Origin of the sequence: Pseudomonas sp. HB05 (assembly GCF_016756915.1) — a bacterium.
GTDB lineage: Bacteria > Pseudomonadota > Gammaproteobacteria > Pseudomonadales > Pseudomonadaceae > Aquipseudomonas > Aquipseudomonas alvandae.
This window is the reverse complement of record NZ_JAESPG010000017.1, coordinates 139,870-157,833: the sequence shown is the minus strand read 5'-3', so window position 1 is coordinate 157,833 and position 17,964 is coordinate 139,870. Positions and strand designations below refer to the sequence as shown.

The following is a 17,964-nucleotide window of genomic DNA, read 5'->3' as shown; positions in this document are numbered from 1 at the left end:
TTGGTGGTGATGGGGTTCGTTCAGTGGATGGGTTGTTGTTCGGGCTTATTATTAGCGTTGTTGGAAGTGTTAATCCACGGTGAGACGGTGCTGTGTTGTTATTTGATATTTCAACTTTAATAATTGGATTGGGGTCAAAGTCATTGGATGTAAAAAAGCCCCGGCTCTTTCGAGTCGGGGCTTTTTTACAAGGCTGCGTGGTTTAAATTACATCAATGGATAATCGATATAACCCACCGGACCTTTCCCATAGAATGTTTCCGGATGCGGCTCGTTCAATGGCGCGTCGGCTTTCAAGCGTGCCGGCAGGTCCGGGTTGGCAATGAACGGCACGCCAAACGCCACGGCGTCAGCCTTGCCTTCTGCCAGCCAGGCATTGGCACTGTCCTTGGTGAAGCGTTCGTTGGCAATGTAAGGGCCGCCGAAGGCTTGCTTGAGTTGCGGGCCGATGCTGTCTTCGCCTTCTTTCTCGCGGGAGCAGATAAACGCGATGCCACGCTTGCCCAGCTCGCGGGCAACGTAGCTGAAGGTTTCCAAGCGGTTCTCGTCGCCCATGTCGTGGGAGTCGGCGCGCGGTGCCAGGTGCACGCCCACGCGGCCGGCGCCCCAGACTTCGATGGCGGCGTCGGTCACTTCCAGCAGCAGGCGGGCACGGTTTTCCAGGGAGCCGCCGTAGTTGTCGGTGCGCTGGTTGGTGCTGCTTTGCAGGAACTGGTCGAGCAGGTAACCGTTGGCACCATGGATTTCCACGCCATCGAAACCGGCGGCCTTGGCGTTTTCCGCGCCGACGCGGTAGGCATCGACGATGTCGGCGATTTCAGCGGTTTCCAGTGCACGTGGGGTCGGATAGTCGGCCAGCGGACGCACCAGGCTCACGTGGCCCTTGGGTTGGATGGCGCTCGGTGCCACTGGAAGCTCGCCGTCCAGGTAGGACGGGTGGGAGATTCGGCCCACGTGCCAGAGCTGCAGGAAGATCTTGCCCCCAGCACCGTGGATGGCCTTGGTCACGTTGGCCCAACCGCGGACCTGATCGTTGGACCAGATGCCCGGCGTATCAGGGTAGCCCACGCCCATCGGCGTCACCGACGTGGCTTCACTGAGGATCAGGCCGGCGGAGGCGCGTTGCACGTAGTACTCGGCCATCAACGCGTTGGGCACACGGCCGGCGTCGGCACGGCAGCGAGTGAGCGGGGCCATGATGATGCGGTTCTTCAGCTCGATTTCGCCGAGTTTGATAGGGTCGAAAATTGTCGCCATGAAATACAACCTCGCAAGTAAAGGATTAAAAGTCAGTGAGTGGCAGGGGCCAGGTCGGCATTGCCGCCCTGGCGGAAAGTGATCAGGGTCACCAGCAGCGCCAGCACGGCCAGCGCGCCCGCCGCCAGGGGCACGGAAGTCAGGCCCAGGCCGTGGTCGATGACGCTGCCGCCGACCCAGGCGCCCAAGGCGTTGCCGATGTTGAAGGCGCCGATGTTCAGGGTGGACACCAGGTTGGGTGCGTCTTTGCCGAAGGTCACCACGTTGACCTGCAGTGCCGGCACCGCGGCGAAACAGGCGGTGGCCCAGAGGAACAGCGTGATCTCGGTCGGGATCAACGCCACGCTGGTCCAGCTCAAGATGGTGGACACCACCGCCATGGTCAGGAATACGCCCATCAGCGTGTTCGCCAGGCTCTTGTCCGCCAGCTTGCCGCCGATGATGTTGCCCAGGGTCAGGCCTAGGCCGATCAGCACCAGGGTCCACGTCACGCCACGGGGCGATACGCCGGTCACTTCACCCAGCAGCGGGGCGACGTAGGTAAACAGGGTGAACACCGAGGCGGAGAACAGCGCGGTCATGCTCAACGACAGCCACAGGCCCGCTCCCTTGAGCGCCACCAGCTCCGAACGCATGTCGAGTTTTTCCTCGTCGCGCTTGGCTGGCAGGAAGCGGATCAGGCCGATCAGGGCGACTACACCGATGATCGTTACCGCCCAGAAGGTCGAACGCCAGCCGGCTTGCTGGCCCAGCGCGGTGCCCAGCGGTACGCCAAGCACGTTGGCCAGGGTCAGGCCGGTGAACATCAGGGCCACGGCCGAGGCACGCTTGTTCGGCGCCACCAGGCCGGCGGCGACCACCGAACCGATGCCGAAGAACGCACCGTGGCACAGGGCGGTGACGACTCGCGCAAGCATCAGCACGTTGTAGTCGCTGGCGACGGCGCAGAGCAGGTTGCCAATGATGAAGATCCCCATCAGCGCCACCAGCGCGGCCTTGCGCGGCAGCCGCGCGGTGGCCAGGGCCATGAACGGCGCACCGATGGCCACGCCCAGGGCGTAGCCGGTGACCAGCCAGCCGGCGCCGGGAATCGACACGCCGAGGTCCGCCGCCACGTCGGGCAACAAGCCCATGATGACGAATTCCGTCGTGCCGATGGCGAAGGCGCTCAGCGCCAGGATGAAGAGGGAAAGGGGCATGTCGAATCCTTGTCTGGTCAGAGCTCTTGGCTCATTTGCTTGAGGAACTGTTGGATCACTTCCTCGTTGCGTTTGAAGAAGTGCCACTGACCGACCTTCTGGCTGGTGATCAACCCGGCCCGTTGCAGCACCGCCAGATGCGCGGAGACCGTGGATTGCGACAGGCCGCAACGCTGGTCGATCTGGCCGGCACAAATGCCGAATTCATGGTTGTGCAACTGCTCGGGAAACTGGACCTTGGGGTCCTTGAGCCAGTTGAGGATGTCTCGCCGTACTGGGTGCGCCAGGGCTTTTATTATTTCGTCGAGGTCGAGGGGCATGGTGGCAGGCTCGGGTGAGTAAAACGCTATATCGCGATGAAGCGAACCTTAAATCGTTAATTCGCGATATACCAATATGTATTTGATCTGAACCCCGAACAAATCGCTATATCGGGTTATAACGATATGGGCGCGGTGGTGCTAAGCTGCCCGCCATGAACTACCTCGCGCACCTGCACCTCGGCGGCCCTGGCCGGGAACAACTGCTCGGCAGTCTCTATGGCGATTTCGTCAAAGGGCCGCTGCAAGGGCAATTCGACCCGCGGATCGAAGCGGCGATCGCTCTGCATCGACGCATCGACATGTACACCGATCGCCATCCGTTGGTGGATATCGCCTTGTCGCGCTTTTCCACGGTGCGGCGGCGTTACGCCGGGATCGTACTGGATGTGTTCTTCGACCATTGCCTGGCCCGGGATTGGACGCTGTACGGTGAGGGGCCGCTGATGGACTTCACCTCCCGCGTCTACCAGGTTCTCGCCGCCGAACCGCAGTTGCCGGGGCGCCTGGCGCACATCGCACCGTTCATGGCGGCGGATGACTGGCTGGGGTCCTATCAGGAATTCGAGGTGATCGGGCAGGTGCTGCGCGGCATTTCCCGGCGCTTGTCACGGCCGGAGGAGCTGGCGGGGGCGATGACGGAACTGGTCAAGCTCTATGAGCCGTTGAGCGAGGATTTTCGGTTGTTCTATCCGCAGTTGCAGGATTTCGCCCAAAACCAAACCACACCATAAACCCATGTGGGAGCGAGCTTGCTCGCGATAGCGGTATATCAGCCAGAACATCTGCTGAATGTTGAATCGCTATCGCGAGCAAGCTCGCTCCCACAGGGATCTCACACGGATCAAGCCGCAATCGCCGCCGGCCGAACCGGCACCGGCTGCTTCTCCGGCATCTCGCCGAACAACGCCCGGTGCACCGCCTGCTGGGCCTGGAACGCCAGTACCGCGCGTTCCTGGCCGTGGCAGGCAATCGGTTCCAACAGATGGATTTCCACGTCGCCGCGATCATTGGCGAACAGCCGCATCAGGTGCGACAGCAAATCATCATCGCCAATGAATGGCGCCAGCGAATCCGGTTCTCCGTTGCGCAGGTAACGGATCGCCACCGGTTGCAGGGCCACGTCGGCATCGATGGCCGCCGACAACAGGCGACCGTGGAAGGTGCGCAGCGAACGGCCATCGGTGGTGGTGCCTTCCGGGAACATCAACAGCGGATGAGCCTGTTCAAGATGACGGCTCATCTGCTTGCGGATCAGTTGGCTGTCGCCCGAACCGCGACGGATGAACAGGCTGCCGGCCTTGGCGGCGAGCCAGCCGGCCACCGGCCAGGTGCGTACTTCGGCCTTGGACAGGAACGACAGCGGCGTGAGCATGCCCAGCAGCGGAATGTCGGTCCAGGACACATGGTTGCTGACCCACAGCATCGGCTGGCGGGGCAGTTGGCCGTGGACCGTCACCGAAAAGGGCAGGGCATTGGTCAACCGCGTCATGAAAAATCGCGACCAACGCTGGCGACGGACCATGGAGTTGGCAACGCCCAGGCGTTCGAACAGGCCGAACACGCTGGCCATGCTCAGGCCCAGCGCCACCACCAGCAATACTCGCGCGATGCGCGCGTACACCCGCAACCGGCTCATCAGACCGCTGCCTTGAAGTGACGGGCGTAGCGTGGGCAGAGTTCGTCGCGCTTGAGCAGGATGAACACGTCGGCCACCTGGAAATCTTCGTCCCAGCACGGCTCGCCGCAAATCTTCGCACCCAGGCGCATGTAGGCCTTGAGCAACGGTGGCATCTCGGCGATGACGTTGGACGGTACGTCCAGGCTCGGCAAGGGCTTTTTCGGCACCGCCTGCAGGTGTTCGGTGCACAGGTAGCGTTCGCGCAGGCGCTGCATGATCGCCTGGGCCTGGATGCCGCCGTCCTGCATCGGGATGCTCGCGCAACCCATCAGGTAGCTGTAGCCGCCTTCGTTGAGGACTTCGGCCAGTTCGCCCCAGAGCACCGCGATGGTGCCGCCGTTGCGGTAGGCCGGGTCGACGCAGGTACGGCCGATTTCCAGGATCGGGCCTTGCAGATGAACCAGGCCGTGGAGGGCGAATTCTTCTTCGCTGTAGAACCGGCCCAGGCTACTGGCGGCCTGGTGGTCGAGCAGCCGAGTGGTGGCTACGAGGCGGCCGGTGTTCAGGTCGCGTACGCCGATGTGGGCGCAGTGAACATCATAATCATCCATGTCCAGACCCATTTCCGCGCCTTTGAGCTTGGCGTTGAATTCGCCGCTGAAGACGTTGAAGCGCAGGGCCTGTGCTTCGTGCAAGGCCTGGGCGCCGATCAGGCGTTCGGCTTGCAGGCGGCGTTCATTGCCGGTGTCGCGGATGCGGGCGATCTGGGTCATAGCGAGTCTCCGTGCGGGCTGTCTACCCGTCTTGGGTTGAGCCAATCGACTTTCTTTATGCAGCCATGTTGTGCAAAGTCAGGCTATGTAGCCCCGGTGTCACCGCCATGAAGCTTTGGTGATGCTTATATGACAGCCCACGAAAGGAGCCCTTCATGCCTTGGCAAACCCTGATCGAACGCGGCGAGCGGTTGCCCGCCTGGGCGGATCTGGCTGAAGGTTATGCCGCGTTGTTGCACCGCCTGGGGACGGTCACGCCGTTCGAGTTGGCCGTGGTCGGGGCGCGGTCGATGGCGACGCCTGGGTTGGCGTTCCTGGTGGGCTATCAGGCGGCGCTGCGGACGCTTTGGCCGAGCGCGCCGCAAAGTCTCGGCGCGTTGTGTGCCACCGAGCAGCGCAGCCTGCGGCCGGCAGATATGCAGACCCGCCTGACCGACTTGCGGGTGAGCGGGCGCAAGGACTTCGTCACCGCTGGCGATGCCGCCGAATGGCTGTTGATCGCGGCCCGAAGCGAGTCGCCGGAAGACGAGCGCCCGCGATTGAGTCTGGCGGTGGCCTACGCAGGCGAACCGGGTGTGGTGCTGGAAAAACTCCCGGGCCTGCCCTTCATGCCGGAGATCAGCCATGGTCGGGTGCTGTTGGAGGGCGCGCTGTGCGAATTGCTGGCGGGTGACGGCTGGGACGCCTACGTCAAACCGTTTCGTACCCTGGAAGACCTTTATGTGCTCAGCGCGATGACTGCATGGTTGTATGGCGTCGGGCAAGAATGCGCCTGGCCCCAGGCGTTGCGACTGCGCCTGTTGGCGCTGCTCGCCGGGTGCGCGGAGGCGAGCCGCCACAATCCTTCGAGCGCTGCCACGCATGTGCTGCTGGGTGGCCTGTTCGCCCAGTTCCAAGGGCTCGAAGCCGAACTCAACGCTGCCCTGGCCGCCGGGCCTGTGGCGTGGCGCGAGATGTGGGTGCGGGATAAAGGTGTGATGGACATTGCGGCGGGGGCGCGGGCCAAGCGGTTGGACAAGGCGTTGGGATAGCCCCTCAAGCGACTGCCCCCTGTGGGAGCGCGCTTGCTCGCGATAGCTGTTTGTCAGTCGCCATATGCTTAGCTGACACCCTGCTATCGCGAGCAAGCTCGCTCCCACAGGGGGCCACACACGCCTCGAAATTGTCATCAAGTCTGAATAGGCTCTGAAGGTTCAATCCTGCGAGCCCCGCGAATGTCCAAAGGCTGGTTCCTGATCCCGCTGTTGCTGCTCAACCTGAACGCCCAGGCCGAGGATTGGCCCGGTGAGCAATGGTCAAGCAGCCCGCCCCCCACGGGGCCGGCCATCGAAGCCCTGGAGCAATACGCCTTCGTACCGAGGGACGACGCTACCCGCCAAGGCATTCGCACCGACGCGCTGCTGGTGATCCAGGACGGTCGGTTGGTCTACGAACGCTACGCCGGGCCGACCACCGCCCAGACCCCGCACCTGACCTGGTCCATCAGCAAAAGCCTGCTGGCGACAGTATTCGGCGTGGCCTACGGTGAAAAACGCTTTGCCCTGGATGACCCGGCGGCCCGGTACTACCCGCCGCTGAAGCGACACCCGGGCATGACCCTGGCCGATCTGTTTCATTGGGCGTCCGGCCTGGACTGGCAAGAAGACTACGAATACGCGCCGCTCAATTCTTCGGTCGTGGCGATGCTCTATACCCGCGGACGCCACGACATGGCGGCGTTCACCGCCGGGCACGACAGCTTCAGCCCGCCCGGCCAGGTGTTCCGCTATTCCAGCGGCGACAGCAATCTGCTGGCGGCAGCACTGAAAACTATCGTCGGCCCGGCGAGCTATGCCGATTATCCCTGGACAGCCTTGTTCGATCCCTTGGGCATCCGTCACGCGACCTGGGAAACCGACGCCAGCGGCACGTTTGTCGGTTCGTCTTATGCTTATCTCACGGCTCGGGACCTGGCGCGTGTCGGCCTGTTGATGCAACGGGATGGCCGTTGGGGCGATCGACAATTGATTCCCAAGGATTGGATTGCGTTCAGCCGCGAGCCGTTCACCCGCTTCCAGGCCGGTCAGGACGAAGCCGTGCCCGGCGGACACTGGTGGCTCAATCGCGCCGCTGACCGAACGATCCGCCCGTGGCCGGACGCGCCACCCGATACCTTCGCTGCTCTTGGGCATTGGGGCCAGGCGCTGTACATCATTCCCAGCGCCAGGTTGGTGATCGTGCGCTACGGCGACGATCGCGACGGCAGCTATCGCCACAACGAATTGCTCAAGCGCGCCATGGCGGCTTTCGCCGGGACGGTGCAGCCATGATGCGCAAAGTGTCGCTTACCTTGATGGCGGTGCTGCTGGTTGCCCTGTTCGGTTGGGTCTGGCAGGAGCGGGTGGCGTTGCGCGCGTTTCCCGACATCATCAGCGCCTATACCGCCAAGGAATATTGTTCGTGCCGCTATGTGATGCAGCAACCGGCCGAATATTGCCGGGGTTATGTGAAGCAGTCGGTGCCCACCAACGACTTTCTCGACACACCTGAAGCCAAGCGCATCACCGTCAGCGGCTTGGGGCGCAGCCACAGTGCGCGGTGGATTGGGGAGCGACAGGGGTGTCGGTTGGAGTAATCCAGAAACGACGCGAACCTGTGGCGAGGGGATTTATCCCCGCCGGGCTGCGTAGCGGCCCTATAGCTGAACTAAGTTTCTCCCTAATGCAATGCTTCGCCTGTTTTGGGGTTGCGGCGCAACCCAGCGGGGATAAATCCCCTCGCCACGAAAGCTGGGCGATTTCTGGTTGTTGTTGCTACAGACAGTTTGCAAGCGCCCTCGGCCCGGTTAAGGTTCGCCACAGGTTTATCTGCCCCCCGAGTCTGTATGTTCAAGCGGTCTTTCTCCCACGTTGTCACCACCTTGCTGCTGGCCTGCGCCGCGCTGCCGGCCGAGGCCGATTGGTACCTGGACGGCGAGTCGTCGCGGCTCTCTTTTATCAGCAGCAAAAACGGCAATGTCTCCGAGGTCCAGCGTTTCCTCGTGCTGCACGGCCAGGTCCAGCCCAAGGGCCTTGCGCGATTGGAGGTCGAACTCGAATCCATCAACAGCGGCATTCCCCTGCGGGACGAGCGCATGCGCGCCGAGTTGTTTGAAATCAAGCAGTTCGCCGAGGCCACCATCACTGCGCAGCTCGACCTGATACCGATCCAGGATTTGGCCAATGGCGCGCAACTGGAACTGCGCCTGCCGGTGACGGTGGATTTGCATGGCAAGCAGCACGAATACAACGTTCAACTGCTGGCGACGCGCCTGGACGAACGCCGCTTCCAGGTTGTAACCCTGGAGCCGGTGGTGCTCAACGCGGCGGATTTCGATCTGGCGCCGGGTTTGGAAACGCTTCGAACATTAGCCGGATTGTCGGCCATCAGCCTGTCGGTGCCGGTGAATGCGGTACTGATCTTCACGGCGCGCTGACATGAGCGGCCCGGTATTCCCTTGGCGCGAAGGCAATCGCTTCGAGCTGTTGATCGACGGTCCGCAGTTTTTCCCGCGCATGCTGGTGGAGATTGCCCGCGCCCAGGAACAGGTCGAACTGGAGTTGTACCTGGTGGAGGCGGGCGCTTGCGCCGAGGCGATGGTCCAGGCCCTCGTCCAGGCCGCCGAACGCGGTGTTCGCGTGCGCTGCCTGTTCGACGACTACGGCAGCCTGGCGTTTACCCTGGGCCTGCGCAATCGCCTGGTCCAGGCGGGTGTGGAACTGCGTTTCTACAATCGCCTGAGTTGGCGCCGTTGGGTGCGCAATCTCTACCGCGATCACCGCAAGCTCCTGCTGGTCGACCAACGCTTGGCGGTGGTCGGTGGCACCGGGGTTACCGATGAGTTCTGGAACCCCTTGGATGACCACAGTGACTGGCATGAAGTGATGGTGGAAATCGTCGGTCCGCTGGTGCTCGATTGGCAGTTGCTGTTCGACCGCCAATGGCTCGCCAACCGCCATCGACGGGCCTGGAAACCGGCGTCCAATTTTGGCCTGCCGCGCCTGCCTCGGGTTCCGCCGGTCGGCGAAGGCATGGGCCGGGTGGCGTATGCCGACGCCCGCCAGCACCGCGACATCCTGCAGTCACTGTCCCGGGCATTGAACAGCGGCCAGAAACGCATCTGGATGGCTACGCCGTATTTCCTGCCGACCTGGAACGTGCGCCGCTCGCTGCGCAAGGCCGCCGCGCGGGGCATCGATGTGCGCCTGCTGCTGACCGGCCCGCGCACCGATCATCCGTCCGTGCGTTACGCCGGCCATCGCTATTACCCACGCCTGCTCAAGGCCGGGGTGAAAATCTACGAATACCAACCCTGTTTCCTGCACTTGAAAATGGTGCTGGTGGACGATTGGGTCAGCATCGGCTCGTGCAATTTCGATCACTGGAACCTGCGCTTCAACCTCGAAGCCAATCTGGAGGCGCTGGACTCCGGATTGAGCAAGGCCGTGGCGGCCAGTTTTGAACGGGACTTCGAGCAGAGCCTGCAGATGAGCCTCGACGCCTGGCAGCGCCGGCCATTGTGGAAGCGGTTCAAGCAAAGGGTGTGGGGATTGGTGGATCGGGTGGTGGTGAACTTGTTGGATCGGCGGGGCTAACCATCCACCGCAAAACCAATGTGGGAGCGAGCTTGCTCGCGATGGCGGCCTGACAGTCGATGATGCGGTGACTGATGAGGCCTCATCGCGAGCAAGCTCGCTCCCATAGGGTATTTCAGTGTTGCTGGATCAGAGCAACTCAAAGCTCTGCTGCTTCACATCCTGGGAATCCAGGCCGATCTGCACGTTGAATTTGCCTGGCTCTGCGGCGTACTTGAGCTGGGCGTTGAAGAACTTCAGGTCGTCTTCGGTGATGTCGAAGTGGATGACCTTCTTCTCGCCGGCCTTGAGCATCACCTTGCGGAAGTTTTTCAATTCCTTCACCGGACGGATGATCGAGCCGGTCACGTCCTGGATATACAGCTGCACCACGGTTTCGCCGTCACGGTCGCCGGTGTTTTCCAGGGTGATGCTCGCATCCAGCTTGCCGGTCTTGTTCAGCGTGGTGGACGACAGGGCCATGTCCGACAGGCTGAACGTCGTGTAGCTCAGGCCATAGCCGAACGGGTAGAGCGGGCCGGTGGTGTCGTCGAAGTACTGCGAGGTGTAGTTGCCTGGTTTGCCCGGTGTGAACGGCCGACCGATGCTCAGGTGGTTGTAGTAGGTAGGAATCTGCCCGACGGAGCGTGGGAAGGTGATCGGCAACTTGCCCGAAGGGTTGTAGTCACCAAACAGCACGTCCGCGATGGCATTGCCGCCTTCGGTGCCGCTGAACCAGGTTTCCAGGATCGCATCGGCCTGCTGTTTTTCTTCCAGCAGCGACAGCGGACGGCCATTCATCAGCACCAACACCAACGGCTTGCCGGTGGCCTTCAGGGCCTTGATCAGTTCGCGCTGGCTGGCCGGGATATTCAGTTCAGTGCGGCTCGACGATTCATGGGACATGCCACGGGACTCGCCCACGGCGGCCACGACCACGTCCGCTTCCTTGGCGGCTTTAACCGCTTCATCGATCAATACCTGGGCCGGACGCGGGTCGTCCACGACTTCAGGGGCGTCGAAGTTGAGGAAGTTCAGGTAGTCGAGCACTTTCTTGTCGCCGGTGATATTGGCACCACGGGCATAGATCAGCTTCGACTCACCGCCCAGGGCCCGGGCCATGCCGTCGTACACGGTGACCGACAGCGCCGGACGCCCGGCGGCGGCCCAACTGCCCATCATGTCGATCGGCGCCTTGGCCAGCGGGCCGACCAAGGCGATCTTCGCGGTTTTCTTCAGGGGCAGGGTCTGGTTGCGGTTTTCCAGCAGCACCAGGCTGCGGCGTGCCACGTCGCGGGCATCGGCGCGGTGCATGCGGCTGTCGGCGTAGACGTCGGCGGGGTCATCCTCGGCCTTGCCGATACGCAGGTACGGGTCCTTGAACAGGCCCATGTCGTACTTGGCGGCCAGTACTTCGCGGACCGCATTGTCGATGTCGCTCTGCTCGATCTCGCCAGCCTTGAGCAGGCCGGGCAGCTCCTTGCCGTAGAGCGAGTCGTTCATGCTCATGTCGATGCCGGCCTTGATCGCCAGTTTGGCCGCTTCGCGACCGTCCCGGGCGACGCCATGCTTGATCAACTCGAAAATCGCGCCGTGGTCGCTGACGGCCAGGCCCTTGAAACCCCATTCCTTGCGCAACAGATCGTTCATCAGCCAGGTGTTGGCGGTGGCCGGTACGCCGTTGATGGAGTTCAGCGCGACCATCACGCCGCCTGCGCCAGCGTCGATGGCGGCGCGGTAGGGCGGCAGGTAGTCCTGGTACATTTTCACCGGGCTCATGTCCACGGTGTTGTAGTCCCGACCGCCTTCCACGGCGCCATACAGGGCGAAGTGCTTGACGCTGGCCATGATGCTGTCGGCTGCGTTCGCACCGCTGCCCTGGAACGCCTTGACCATCACCCCAGCAATGCGCGACACCAGGTAGGTGTCTTCGCCGAAGCCTTCCGAGGTACGGCCCCAGCGTGGGTCACGGGAAATATCGACCATCGGTGCGAAGGTAATGTCGAGGCTGTCGGCCGCCGCTTCCTTGGCTGCGATGCGGCCGGAGCGGTAGATGGCATCCATGTCCCAGCTCGAGGCCAGGGCCAGGGGAATCGGGAAAATCGTGCGATGGCCATGGATCACGTCATAGGCGAAGAACATCGGGATCTTCAGCCGGCTGCGCATGGCCGCGTCCTGCATCGGACGGTTTTCATCGCGGGTAATGGAGTTGAACGTGCCGCCGATGTTGCCTGCGGCGATCTCCTTGCGGATCATCTCCCGGGGCATCTCCGGGCCGATGCTGATCAGGCGCAGCTGGCCGATCTTTTCCTGAAGGGTCATCTGTTTCATCAGGTTGCTGATGAAAGCGTCCTTGTTCTCTATGGGGGCTGGCGGGTTGTCGGCTAATACGGATTGACTGGCCAGGGTGACAAACAGGCCCAGCAAACACAGCTTCTTCATGAATAGTTTTCTCGCAAGCCTAAAGGGCGGTGATCAGTACACGCCGGTCAGCCTAAATGTGAGGAGCGGCTATTGTTGTTCGGGTGTTATCCAATTAAATGCAGCACACTTTCGAACCTGTGGCGATGAACTTAGTTTCGCACCGCGCATCTTTTAGCCCATAGACCCGATTCGATCCAGTGCGGCGGCGATTATGCCCCAGACACCGGCAAGATAGGTGGCGGTGTTTTGTTAATGCAATGCAACGGAGAGCTTCACCTGATGAATCCACGACTGAACCACCGCAGCGGCCTGCAACTGCTGGCCCTGATGCTGTTCACTACACTGCTGGCCGGTTGCGGCATCAACAACATCCCGACCCTGGACGAACAGGCCAAGGCGGCCTGGGGCCAGGTGCAGAACCAGTACCAGCGCCGCGCCGACCTGATCCCCAACCTGGTAGAGACCGTCAAGGGCTATGCCCAGCATGAGCAGGAAACCCTGACGGCGGTGATCGAAGCGCGGGCCAAGGCCACTTCGATCCAGGTCGATGCCAGCACTCTGGACAATCCGGAAAAACTCAAGCAGTTCCAGCAAGCCCAGGATCAGTTGAGCGGCGCATTGAGCCGCTTGATGGTGGTGTCCGAGCGCTACCCGGACTTGAAGGCCAACCAGAACTTCCTGGCCTTGCAGTCGCAGCTCGAAGGCACCGAGAACCGCATCGCCGTGGCCCGTCGCGACTTCATCCTGGCGGTGCAGAAATACAACACCGAAATCCGCACCTTCCCCGGTCGCCTGTGGCACAGCGTGATGTACAGCGACTTGCCGATCCGCGAGACCTTCGAGGCCACCAGCCCGAATGCCGAAAAAGCGCCTGAAGTGAAGTTTTGAAAAAACTGTGGGAGCGAGCTTGCTCGCGATGGCGGCCGCACATCCAACATTGATGCAAACTGATCCACCGCTATCGCGAGCAAGCTCGCTCCCACACAGGAGTTCTGATGCGAGTGTTGAAATTTGGCCTGGTGCTGTTGCTCTGGGTCTTTGCCATCACGGCCCAGGCCGAATTGAGCTTCCCGGCATTGACCGGGCGGGTGGTGGACTCCGCCCAACTGCTCGACCCGTCGGTCCGCGCGCAACTCGATGGGCAACTCAAGGCCCATGAACAGGCCACCGGCGAACAGGTGGTCGTCGTCACGCTGGCCAACCTCCAGGGCGCCAGCATCGAAGACTTCGGCTATCAATTGGGCCGCCACTGGGGCATCGGGCAGAAAGACAAAAACAACGGCGCGCTGCTGATCGTCGCCCGCGATGATCGTAAACTGCGCATCGAAGTGGGTTATGGCCTGGAGGATCGTCTGACTGATGCCCAGAGTTCGGTGATCATCAACCAGGTAATCACCCCGGCGTTCAAGACGGGCAATTTCAACAAGGGCATCAGTGACGGCGTGGCGGCGATGCTCGTGGTCCTGGGCGGCAGTTCCCTCGATGAACCGGCAGCCGCGTACAACGCGGGTGAGCAGGACGAGAGGGATTTCGTCGAGCGCCATCCGGGGCTGTTCATCTTCCTGGCGATGCTTTTCATCCTGACGATATTCGTCTGCCAAGTGCTCGGTATCCTGCCCAGCGGCGGCGGTTCCGGTGGTAGCAGTTACAGAAGCGGCGGTGGTGGCTTCGGTGGCAGCGGAGGCGGTGGCTTCAGCGGTGGTGGCGGCAGTTTCGGGGGCGGCGGTTCGTCGGGCGGCTGGTGAGAACAATAATGAGCGGGCTTTTTCAAACATGGCATTACTGACTGAACACGAACAACGCAAAGTGGCCGAGGCCATCGCCCGGGTCGAGCGCGACACCGACGCCGAGCTGGTCACGGTGCTTGCCGCCCGCGCCGATGACTACGCCTACATCCCGTTGCTATGGGCCAGCCTGCTGGCACTGGTGGTCCCCGGCGCCTTGCAGTACCTGACAGGTTGGCTGACCCTGCACAGTCTGCTGTGGGTGCAGTGGGGTAGTTTCATCGTGCTGTGCCTGGTGTTTCGCATGCCTGGCATCACCACGCACCTGATCCCTCGCTCCGTACGCCACTGGCGGGCTTCCAACCTGGCGCGCCGGCAATTTCTCGAACAGAACTTGCACCACACCGTGGGCAGCACCGGCATGCTGATCTTCGTCTGCGAGGCCGAGCGCTATGTGGAGATTTTGGTGGACGAGGGCATTTCCAAGCGACTCGACAATACACATTGGGATGCGATTGTCGCGGCGTTCACCCAGCAGGTTCGCCAAGGCCAGACGTTGCAGGGTTTTGTGACGTGCATCGAGGCCTGCGGCGAATTGCTCAAGGAGCACGTACCGGTGACCCATGCGCGTAATGAACTGCCGAATCGGTTGGTGGTGTTGGGCTGAGTGTCTGCCGGACACCGTTGTGGCGAGGGGATTTATCCCCGTTGGGGGCGTAGCCCCCTTTAGCCGACAGCCGGTTATGGGTCGAGATCTGTTGTCTGATTTGGGTCTGCTGCGCAGCCCAACGGGGATAAATCCCCTCGCCACAGGAAATTCCCCGTGCCCTGGCACCCCATCCCCCCTAAAATACCCGCCATTCCCGATCCGCCCGCCCCGAGGCTGCTTCTCCATGTCCGTCACTGCAACTCCCGCCCGTTCCGCGCCGGATCACCACGCCCAGTTCATCGCGCTGCTGCAAGCCAATCTCGAGCAGAACGCCTTCATCAAGCTGGTGCTGGCCAAGTACGTCGGTGACGAAACCGATCTGCAGCGGCTGATCATCAAGCAGCTCACGGTCAAGGATCAGCCTTGCCTGTCCTTCGTCTATCGCTACAAGACCCGCGACATCACCAAGAATTTCCCGCTGGCCGAAGGCGTGGATACCATCGCCGCGCTGTTGCCGGCTTCGTTCAAGAACGCGCATCTGCTGGCGATCACCGACGAGGCGCAATTGGAGTACAGCAAGAAGGGCAAGAGCTCGCTGTTCAAGAGCAAGCCCCAGCAATTGCGGGAGGTGCCATCGACCGAGCACAACCGCGAGAAGAACCGCTTCCTCGACTTGAGCCGGCCATTCCTGGCTGACCTGGGCGTGACTAACCACAAGCACGAACTGATTCCGGCGATGTCGCGCAAATGGAAGCAGATCAACAAGTTCATCGAGGTCTTCAGCCATGCACTGACGTCTTCGCCGCTGGCCCTGGACAAGCCGGTGCGGGTCTCGGACTTCGGCTCGGGCAAGGGCTACCTGACCTTCGCCATCCACGATTACCTGCGCAACACCTTGCAGGCCGAAGGCGTGGTGACCGGGGTCGAGTTGCGCGAAGACATGGTCAAGCTGTGCAACGAAGCCGCCGCGCGGCTGGAGCACCCGGGCCTGAGCTTCCAGCATGGCGACGTGCGCAGCGTGGCGCCGAGCGCGGTGGATGTGATGATCGCCTTGCACGCCTGTGACATTGCCACCGACTACGCCATCCACATGGGCATCCGCTCGGGCGCCTCGATCATCATGTGCTCGCCGTGCTGCCACAAACAGATCCGCCTGCAGATCCAGAGCCCGGCGCTGCTCAAGCCAATGCTGCAATACGGCCTGCACCTGGGCCAGCAGGCGGAAATGGTCACTGACAGCTTGCGGGCGTTGTTCCTCGAAGCCTGCGGCTACGAGACCAAGGTGTTCGAGTTCATTTCCCTGGACCACACCAACAAGAACAAGATGATCCTCGCAGTCAAGCGTGCCGAACCGACGGACCCCGCCGAACTGCTCGCCAGGATCGAAGAGCTCAAGGCGTTCTATTACATCACTGAGCACTGCCTCGAAACGCTGCTGCGAGCGGATGGCTACCTCGCCGCACAGCACTGACCTCTTGTGGGAGCGAGCTTGCTCGCGATGAAACGATAACGCGGTGTGCCTGAAACACCGCATCGCCTGAATCGCGAGCAAGCTCGCTCCCACGAGGGGCAGAGGTACAGCCCGTCAGGTAATCAGCGCTTATCCCTCACCTACCGATGTACCGGTCTACCTTTAATGCGTCCACCCTCACGCATTCCAAAGGAGCCCAGTCCATGGCCGCAAAGAAAATCCTCATGCTGGTCGGCGATTACGTCGAAGATTATGAAGTCATGGTGCCGTTCCAGGCGTTGCAGATGATCGGCCACACGGTGCATGCCGTGTGCCCGGATAAAACGGCTGGCCAGACCGTCCGCACCGCGATCCATGATTTCGAGGGCGACCAGACCTACAGCGAAAAACCGGGGCATTTGTTTGCCCTCAACCATGACTTCGCCAAGGTCCTGGCCGCCGATTACGATGCGCTGCTGGTGCCGGGCGGTCGCGCTCCGGAATACCTGCGCCTGAATGAAGAGGTCCTGCAACTGGTGCGTGATTTCGATCTGGCCGGCAAGCCGATCGCCGCGGTGTGCCACGGTGCGCAATTGCTCGCGGCGGCGGGCATCCTGGAAGGCCGCGAGTGCAGCGCCTATCCGGCGTGTGCCCCGGAGGTGCGCTTGGCCGGCGGGACTTTCATCGATATTCCGGTAACCGAAGGTCACGTCCAGGGCAACCTGGCCACGGCACCGGCCTGGCCGGCGCATCCGAACTGGTTGGCGGGGTTCCTGACGTTGCTGGGCACGGCGATTACCCTGTAGACGTCACCGGGAGACTACACCTCAACCGGCACTGCCAGCTTCGGATCGCCCAGCGGATGACTCTTGGCATCGAAGAAGCGCAGCTCAATGTCCAGGCCTTGGAATAGCTTGGCGTAATGCCGTTTCTGGTGCTGGATAAAAGCCTGGCTGCGCGGGTAGATCGAGATGGCCAAGGTTCTCGGCGCGGCCTGGCGCAGGGCATCAACGATGTGGCTGTCCTGCTCGCCCAGGGCGTGGCCGAACAGGCACAGGTTGTCGCCGTGCTGCAGCAACTGGTCGTAGCAGAACGACAAGTAGTCACTGCTGCGGATGGTCTTGAGTTTGTCCTGGCTCGGGCCTTCGTTGATGAACAGTGGGACATCATCGAGGGTCTTGAGGGTGTTGTTGATGGCGAAACTGCCCAGCAACGTACCCTCGGTGGAGGTGAGCTTGCGTGCCGTGCCGTCCTGGTTGCGCACCAGGTGCAAGCCACCGTGCAAGTACAGCAGGCATGGTTTATCCGTGTTGGCCTGGCTCAGGTCGAAGCTGTGATCGGCTCCCAGGAACAGGTCGGTGACGGTGTCGGGAGCGTGCTGGATCGCCCAGTAGCTCAGCAAATCGTAGTTGGTCGTGAACACCGTGCGGTAGCGGCCCAGTTCCTGGTTGAGACGTTGCAGGGTCGACGCTTGCACCAGTCGCCAGGGGATGTGCATGGCGTGCACGGCGTTGATCAACGCTTCCTTGATCGCGTAGTAGCGATTGCGCGGCGCGGCGGAGCTCACCGCCAGGGCCTTGTTGACCCGGCTGGTGGTTTTCAGCGCACCCAGCACCTGCTCGAAACTGCGGGTCTGCAGCGCATCGAACACGCTCAGCTCCGACGGACTGAGGGGTTTTTCCTCGACGGTACGGGCGTTTTCGAACAACGAGTCATAGCCGAAATCGTCCCACACGGCGCGGCTGGCGCCGTTGCCTACCAACAGGCCGCTGAAGGCCGTGTCGGCGCGCAAGGTCTCCCAATCTTCGAGCCGGGCGTCGTATTCCTGGAAATCGGTCATTGCGAAAGTCATCTCAAAACGTGGCAAAGGCAGGGCGTGACTTTATCACGACCCAGTCTTGAGCCAGATCAAGATACGTTGTGACCAGTCGGTCAATCCTGTACGCCCCTGCCGA

At 61.9% G+C, this 17,964-nt stretch carries 18 protein-coding genes; 11 read left to right on the top strand and 7 right to left on the bottom strand.

The window, feature by feature from the left end; all coding sequences use genetic code 11:
- Nucleotides 1–207: 207 nt before the first annotated feature.
- The 3 genes from JMN22_RS16495 to JMN22_RS16485 are packed head-to-tail and all read right to left on the bottom strand — an operon-like array spanning nt 208 to nt 2,776.
- Nucleotides 208–1,257: an alkene reductase gene (locus JMN22_RS16495; protein ID WP_030138444.1), complete on the bottom strand. Its 1,050-nt coding sequence runs from the start codon at nt 1,255–1,257 to the stop codon at nt 208–210.
- Nucleotides 1,258–1,289: 32 nt separating this feature from the next.
- Nucleotides 1,290–2,456: an MFS transporter gene (locus tag JMN22_RS16490; RefSeq protein ID WP_198797102.1), complete on the bottom strand. Its 1,167-nt coding sequence runs from the start codon at nt 2,454–2,456 to the stop codon at nt 1,290–1,292.
- A 17-nt stretch (nt 2,457–2,473) separates the two neighbouring features.
- A complete protein-coding gene (locus JMN22_RS16485) occupies nt 2,474–2,776 on the bottom strand; it encodes an ArsR/SmtB family transcription factor (protein WP_030138446.1) in 303 nt (100 codons plus the stop codon).
- A 155-nt stretch (nt 2,777–2,931) separates the two neighbouring features.
- On the opposite strand from JMN22_RS16485, the gene JMN22_RS16480 reads away from it, so the two are divergent.
- Nucleotides 2,932–3,510: an acyl carrier protein phosphodiesterase gene (locus JMN22_RS16480; protein ID WP_198797103.1), complete on the top strand. Its 579-nt coding sequence runs from the start codon at nt 2,932–2,934 to the stop codon at nt 3,508–3,510.
- Between the two features lie 110 nt (nt 3,511–3,620).
- On the opposite strand, the gene JMN22_RS16475 is transcribed toward JMN22_RS16480, so the two are convergent.
- Nucleotides 3,621–4,415, bottom strand: coding sequence for a lysophospholipid acyltransferase family protein (locus JMN22_RS16475; protein ID WP_198797104.1), 795 nt, complete (start codon nt 4,413–4,415; stop codon nt 3,621–3,623).
- A complete protein-coding gene (gene olsB / locus JMN22_RS16470; protein WP_030138449.1) occupies nt 4,415–5,170 on the bottom strand; it encodes an L-ornithine N(alpha)-acyltransferase in 756 nt (251 codons plus the stop codon). Before olsB ends, JMN22_RS16475 begins: the two co-directional genes overlap by 1 nt.
- Nucleotides 5,171–5,325: 155 nt before the next feature.
- Between olsB and JMN22_RS16465 the strand changes: the two genes are divergently transcribed.
- The 5 genes from JMN22_RS16465 (at nt 5,326) to JMN22_RS16445 (ending at nt 9,783) form a co-directional block, all read left to right on the top strand.
- On the top strand, nt 5,326–6,201 hold the full coding sequence (locus JMN22_RS16465) for an acyl-CoA dehydrogenase (RefSeq protein WP_198797105.1): 876 nt from the start codon (nt 5,326–5,328) through the stop codon (nt 6,199–6,201).
- Nucleotides 6,202–6,384: 183 nt separating this feature from the next.
- Nucleotides 6,385–7,479 carry a serine hydrolase domain-containing protein gene (locus JMN22_RS16460; RefSeq protein WP_198797106.1) on the top strand — a complete coding sequence of 365 codons (1,095 nt, stop codon included), beginning with the start codon at nt 6,385–6,387 and terminating at the stop codon, nt 7,477–7,479.
- Nucleotides 7,476–7,784: an amidase gene (locus JMN22_RS16455; RefSeq protein WP_198797107.1), complete on the top strand. Its 309-nt coding sequence runs from the start codon at nt 7,476–7,478 to the stop codon at nt 7,782–7,784. The genes JMN22_RS16460 and JMN22_RS16455 overlap by 4 nt, the downstream gene beginning before the upstream one ends.
- Nucleotides 7,785–8,033: 249 nt before the next feature.
- Nucleotides 8,034–8,624, top strand: coding sequence for a YceI family protein (locus tag JMN22_RS16450; RefSeq protein ID WP_198797108.1), 591 nt, complete (start codon nt 8,034–8,036; stop codon nt 8,622–8,624).
- Between the two features lies 1 nt (nt 8,625).
- Complete coding sequence (locus tag JMN22_RS16445) at nt 8,626–9,783, top strand: phospholipase D-like domain-containing protein (RefSeq protein ID WP_030138454.1); 1,158 nt, start codon at nt 8,626–8,628, stop codon at nt 9,781–9,783.
- A gap of 129 nt (nt 9,784–9,912) precedes the next feature.
- On the opposite strand, the gene bglX is transcribed toward JMN22_RS16445, so the two are convergent.
- The gene (gene bglX, locus JMN22_RS16440) at nt 9,913–12,204 is read right to left on the bottom strand and encodes a beta-glucosidase BglX (protein WP_030138455.1); all 2,292 of its coding nucleotides are present in this window, start codon (nt 12,202–12,204) and stop codon (nt 9,913–9,915) included.
- A gap of 261 nt (nt 12,205–12,465) precedes the next feature.
- Between bglX and JMN22_RS16435 the strand changes: the two genes are divergently transcribed.
- The 5 genes from JMN22_RS16435 (at nt 12,466) to JMN22_RS16415 (ending at nt 16,815) form a co-directional block, all read left to right on the top strand.
- On the top strand, nt 12,466–13,074 hold the full coding sequence (locus tag JMN22_RS16435; protein WP_030138456.1) for a LemA family protein: 609 nt from the start codon (nt 12,466–12,468) through the stop codon (nt 13,072–13,074).
- Between the two features lie 107 nt (nt 13,075–13,181).
- Nucleotides 13,182–13,931: a TPM domain-containing protein gene (locus tag JMN22_RS26670; protein ID WP_198797109.1), complete on the top strand. Its 750-nt coding sequence runs from the start codon at nt 13,182–13,184 to the stop codon at nt 13,929–13,931.
- A 28-nt stretch (nt 13,932–13,959) separates the two neighbouring features.
- A complete protein-coding gene (locus tag JMN22_RS16425; RefSeq protein WP_198797110.1) occupies nt 13,960–14,577 on the top strand; it encodes a TPM domain-containing protein in 618 nt (205 codons plus the stop codon).
- A 226-nt stretch (nt 14,578–14,803) separates the two neighbouring features.
- Nucleotides 14,804–16,030: a class I SAM-dependent methyltransferase gene (locus JMN22_RS16420; protein WP_198797111.1), complete on the top strand. Its 1,227-nt coding sequence runs from the start codon at nt 14,804–14,806 to the stop codon at nt 16,028–16,030.
- A 203-nt stretch (nt 16,031–16,233) separates the two neighbouring features.
- Nucleotides 16,234–16,815 carry a DJ-1/PfpI family protein gene (locus JMN22_RS16415; protein WP_030138460.1) on the top strand — a complete coding sequence of 194 codons (582 nt, stop codon included), beginning with the start codon at nt 16,234–16,236 and terminating at the stop codon, nt 16,813–16,815.
- A gap of 14 nt (nt 16,816–16,829) precedes the next feature.
- Here JMN22_RS16415 and JMN22_RS16410 read toward each other — a convergent pair whose 3' ends face one another.
- Nucleotides 16,830–17,849, bottom strand: coding sequence for a DUF4917 family protein (locus JMN22_RS16410; RefSeq protein WP_030138461.1), 1,020 nt, complete (start codon nt 17,847–17,849; stop codon nt 16,830–16,832).
- Between the last annotated feature and the right edge of the window lie 115 nt (nt 17,850–17,964).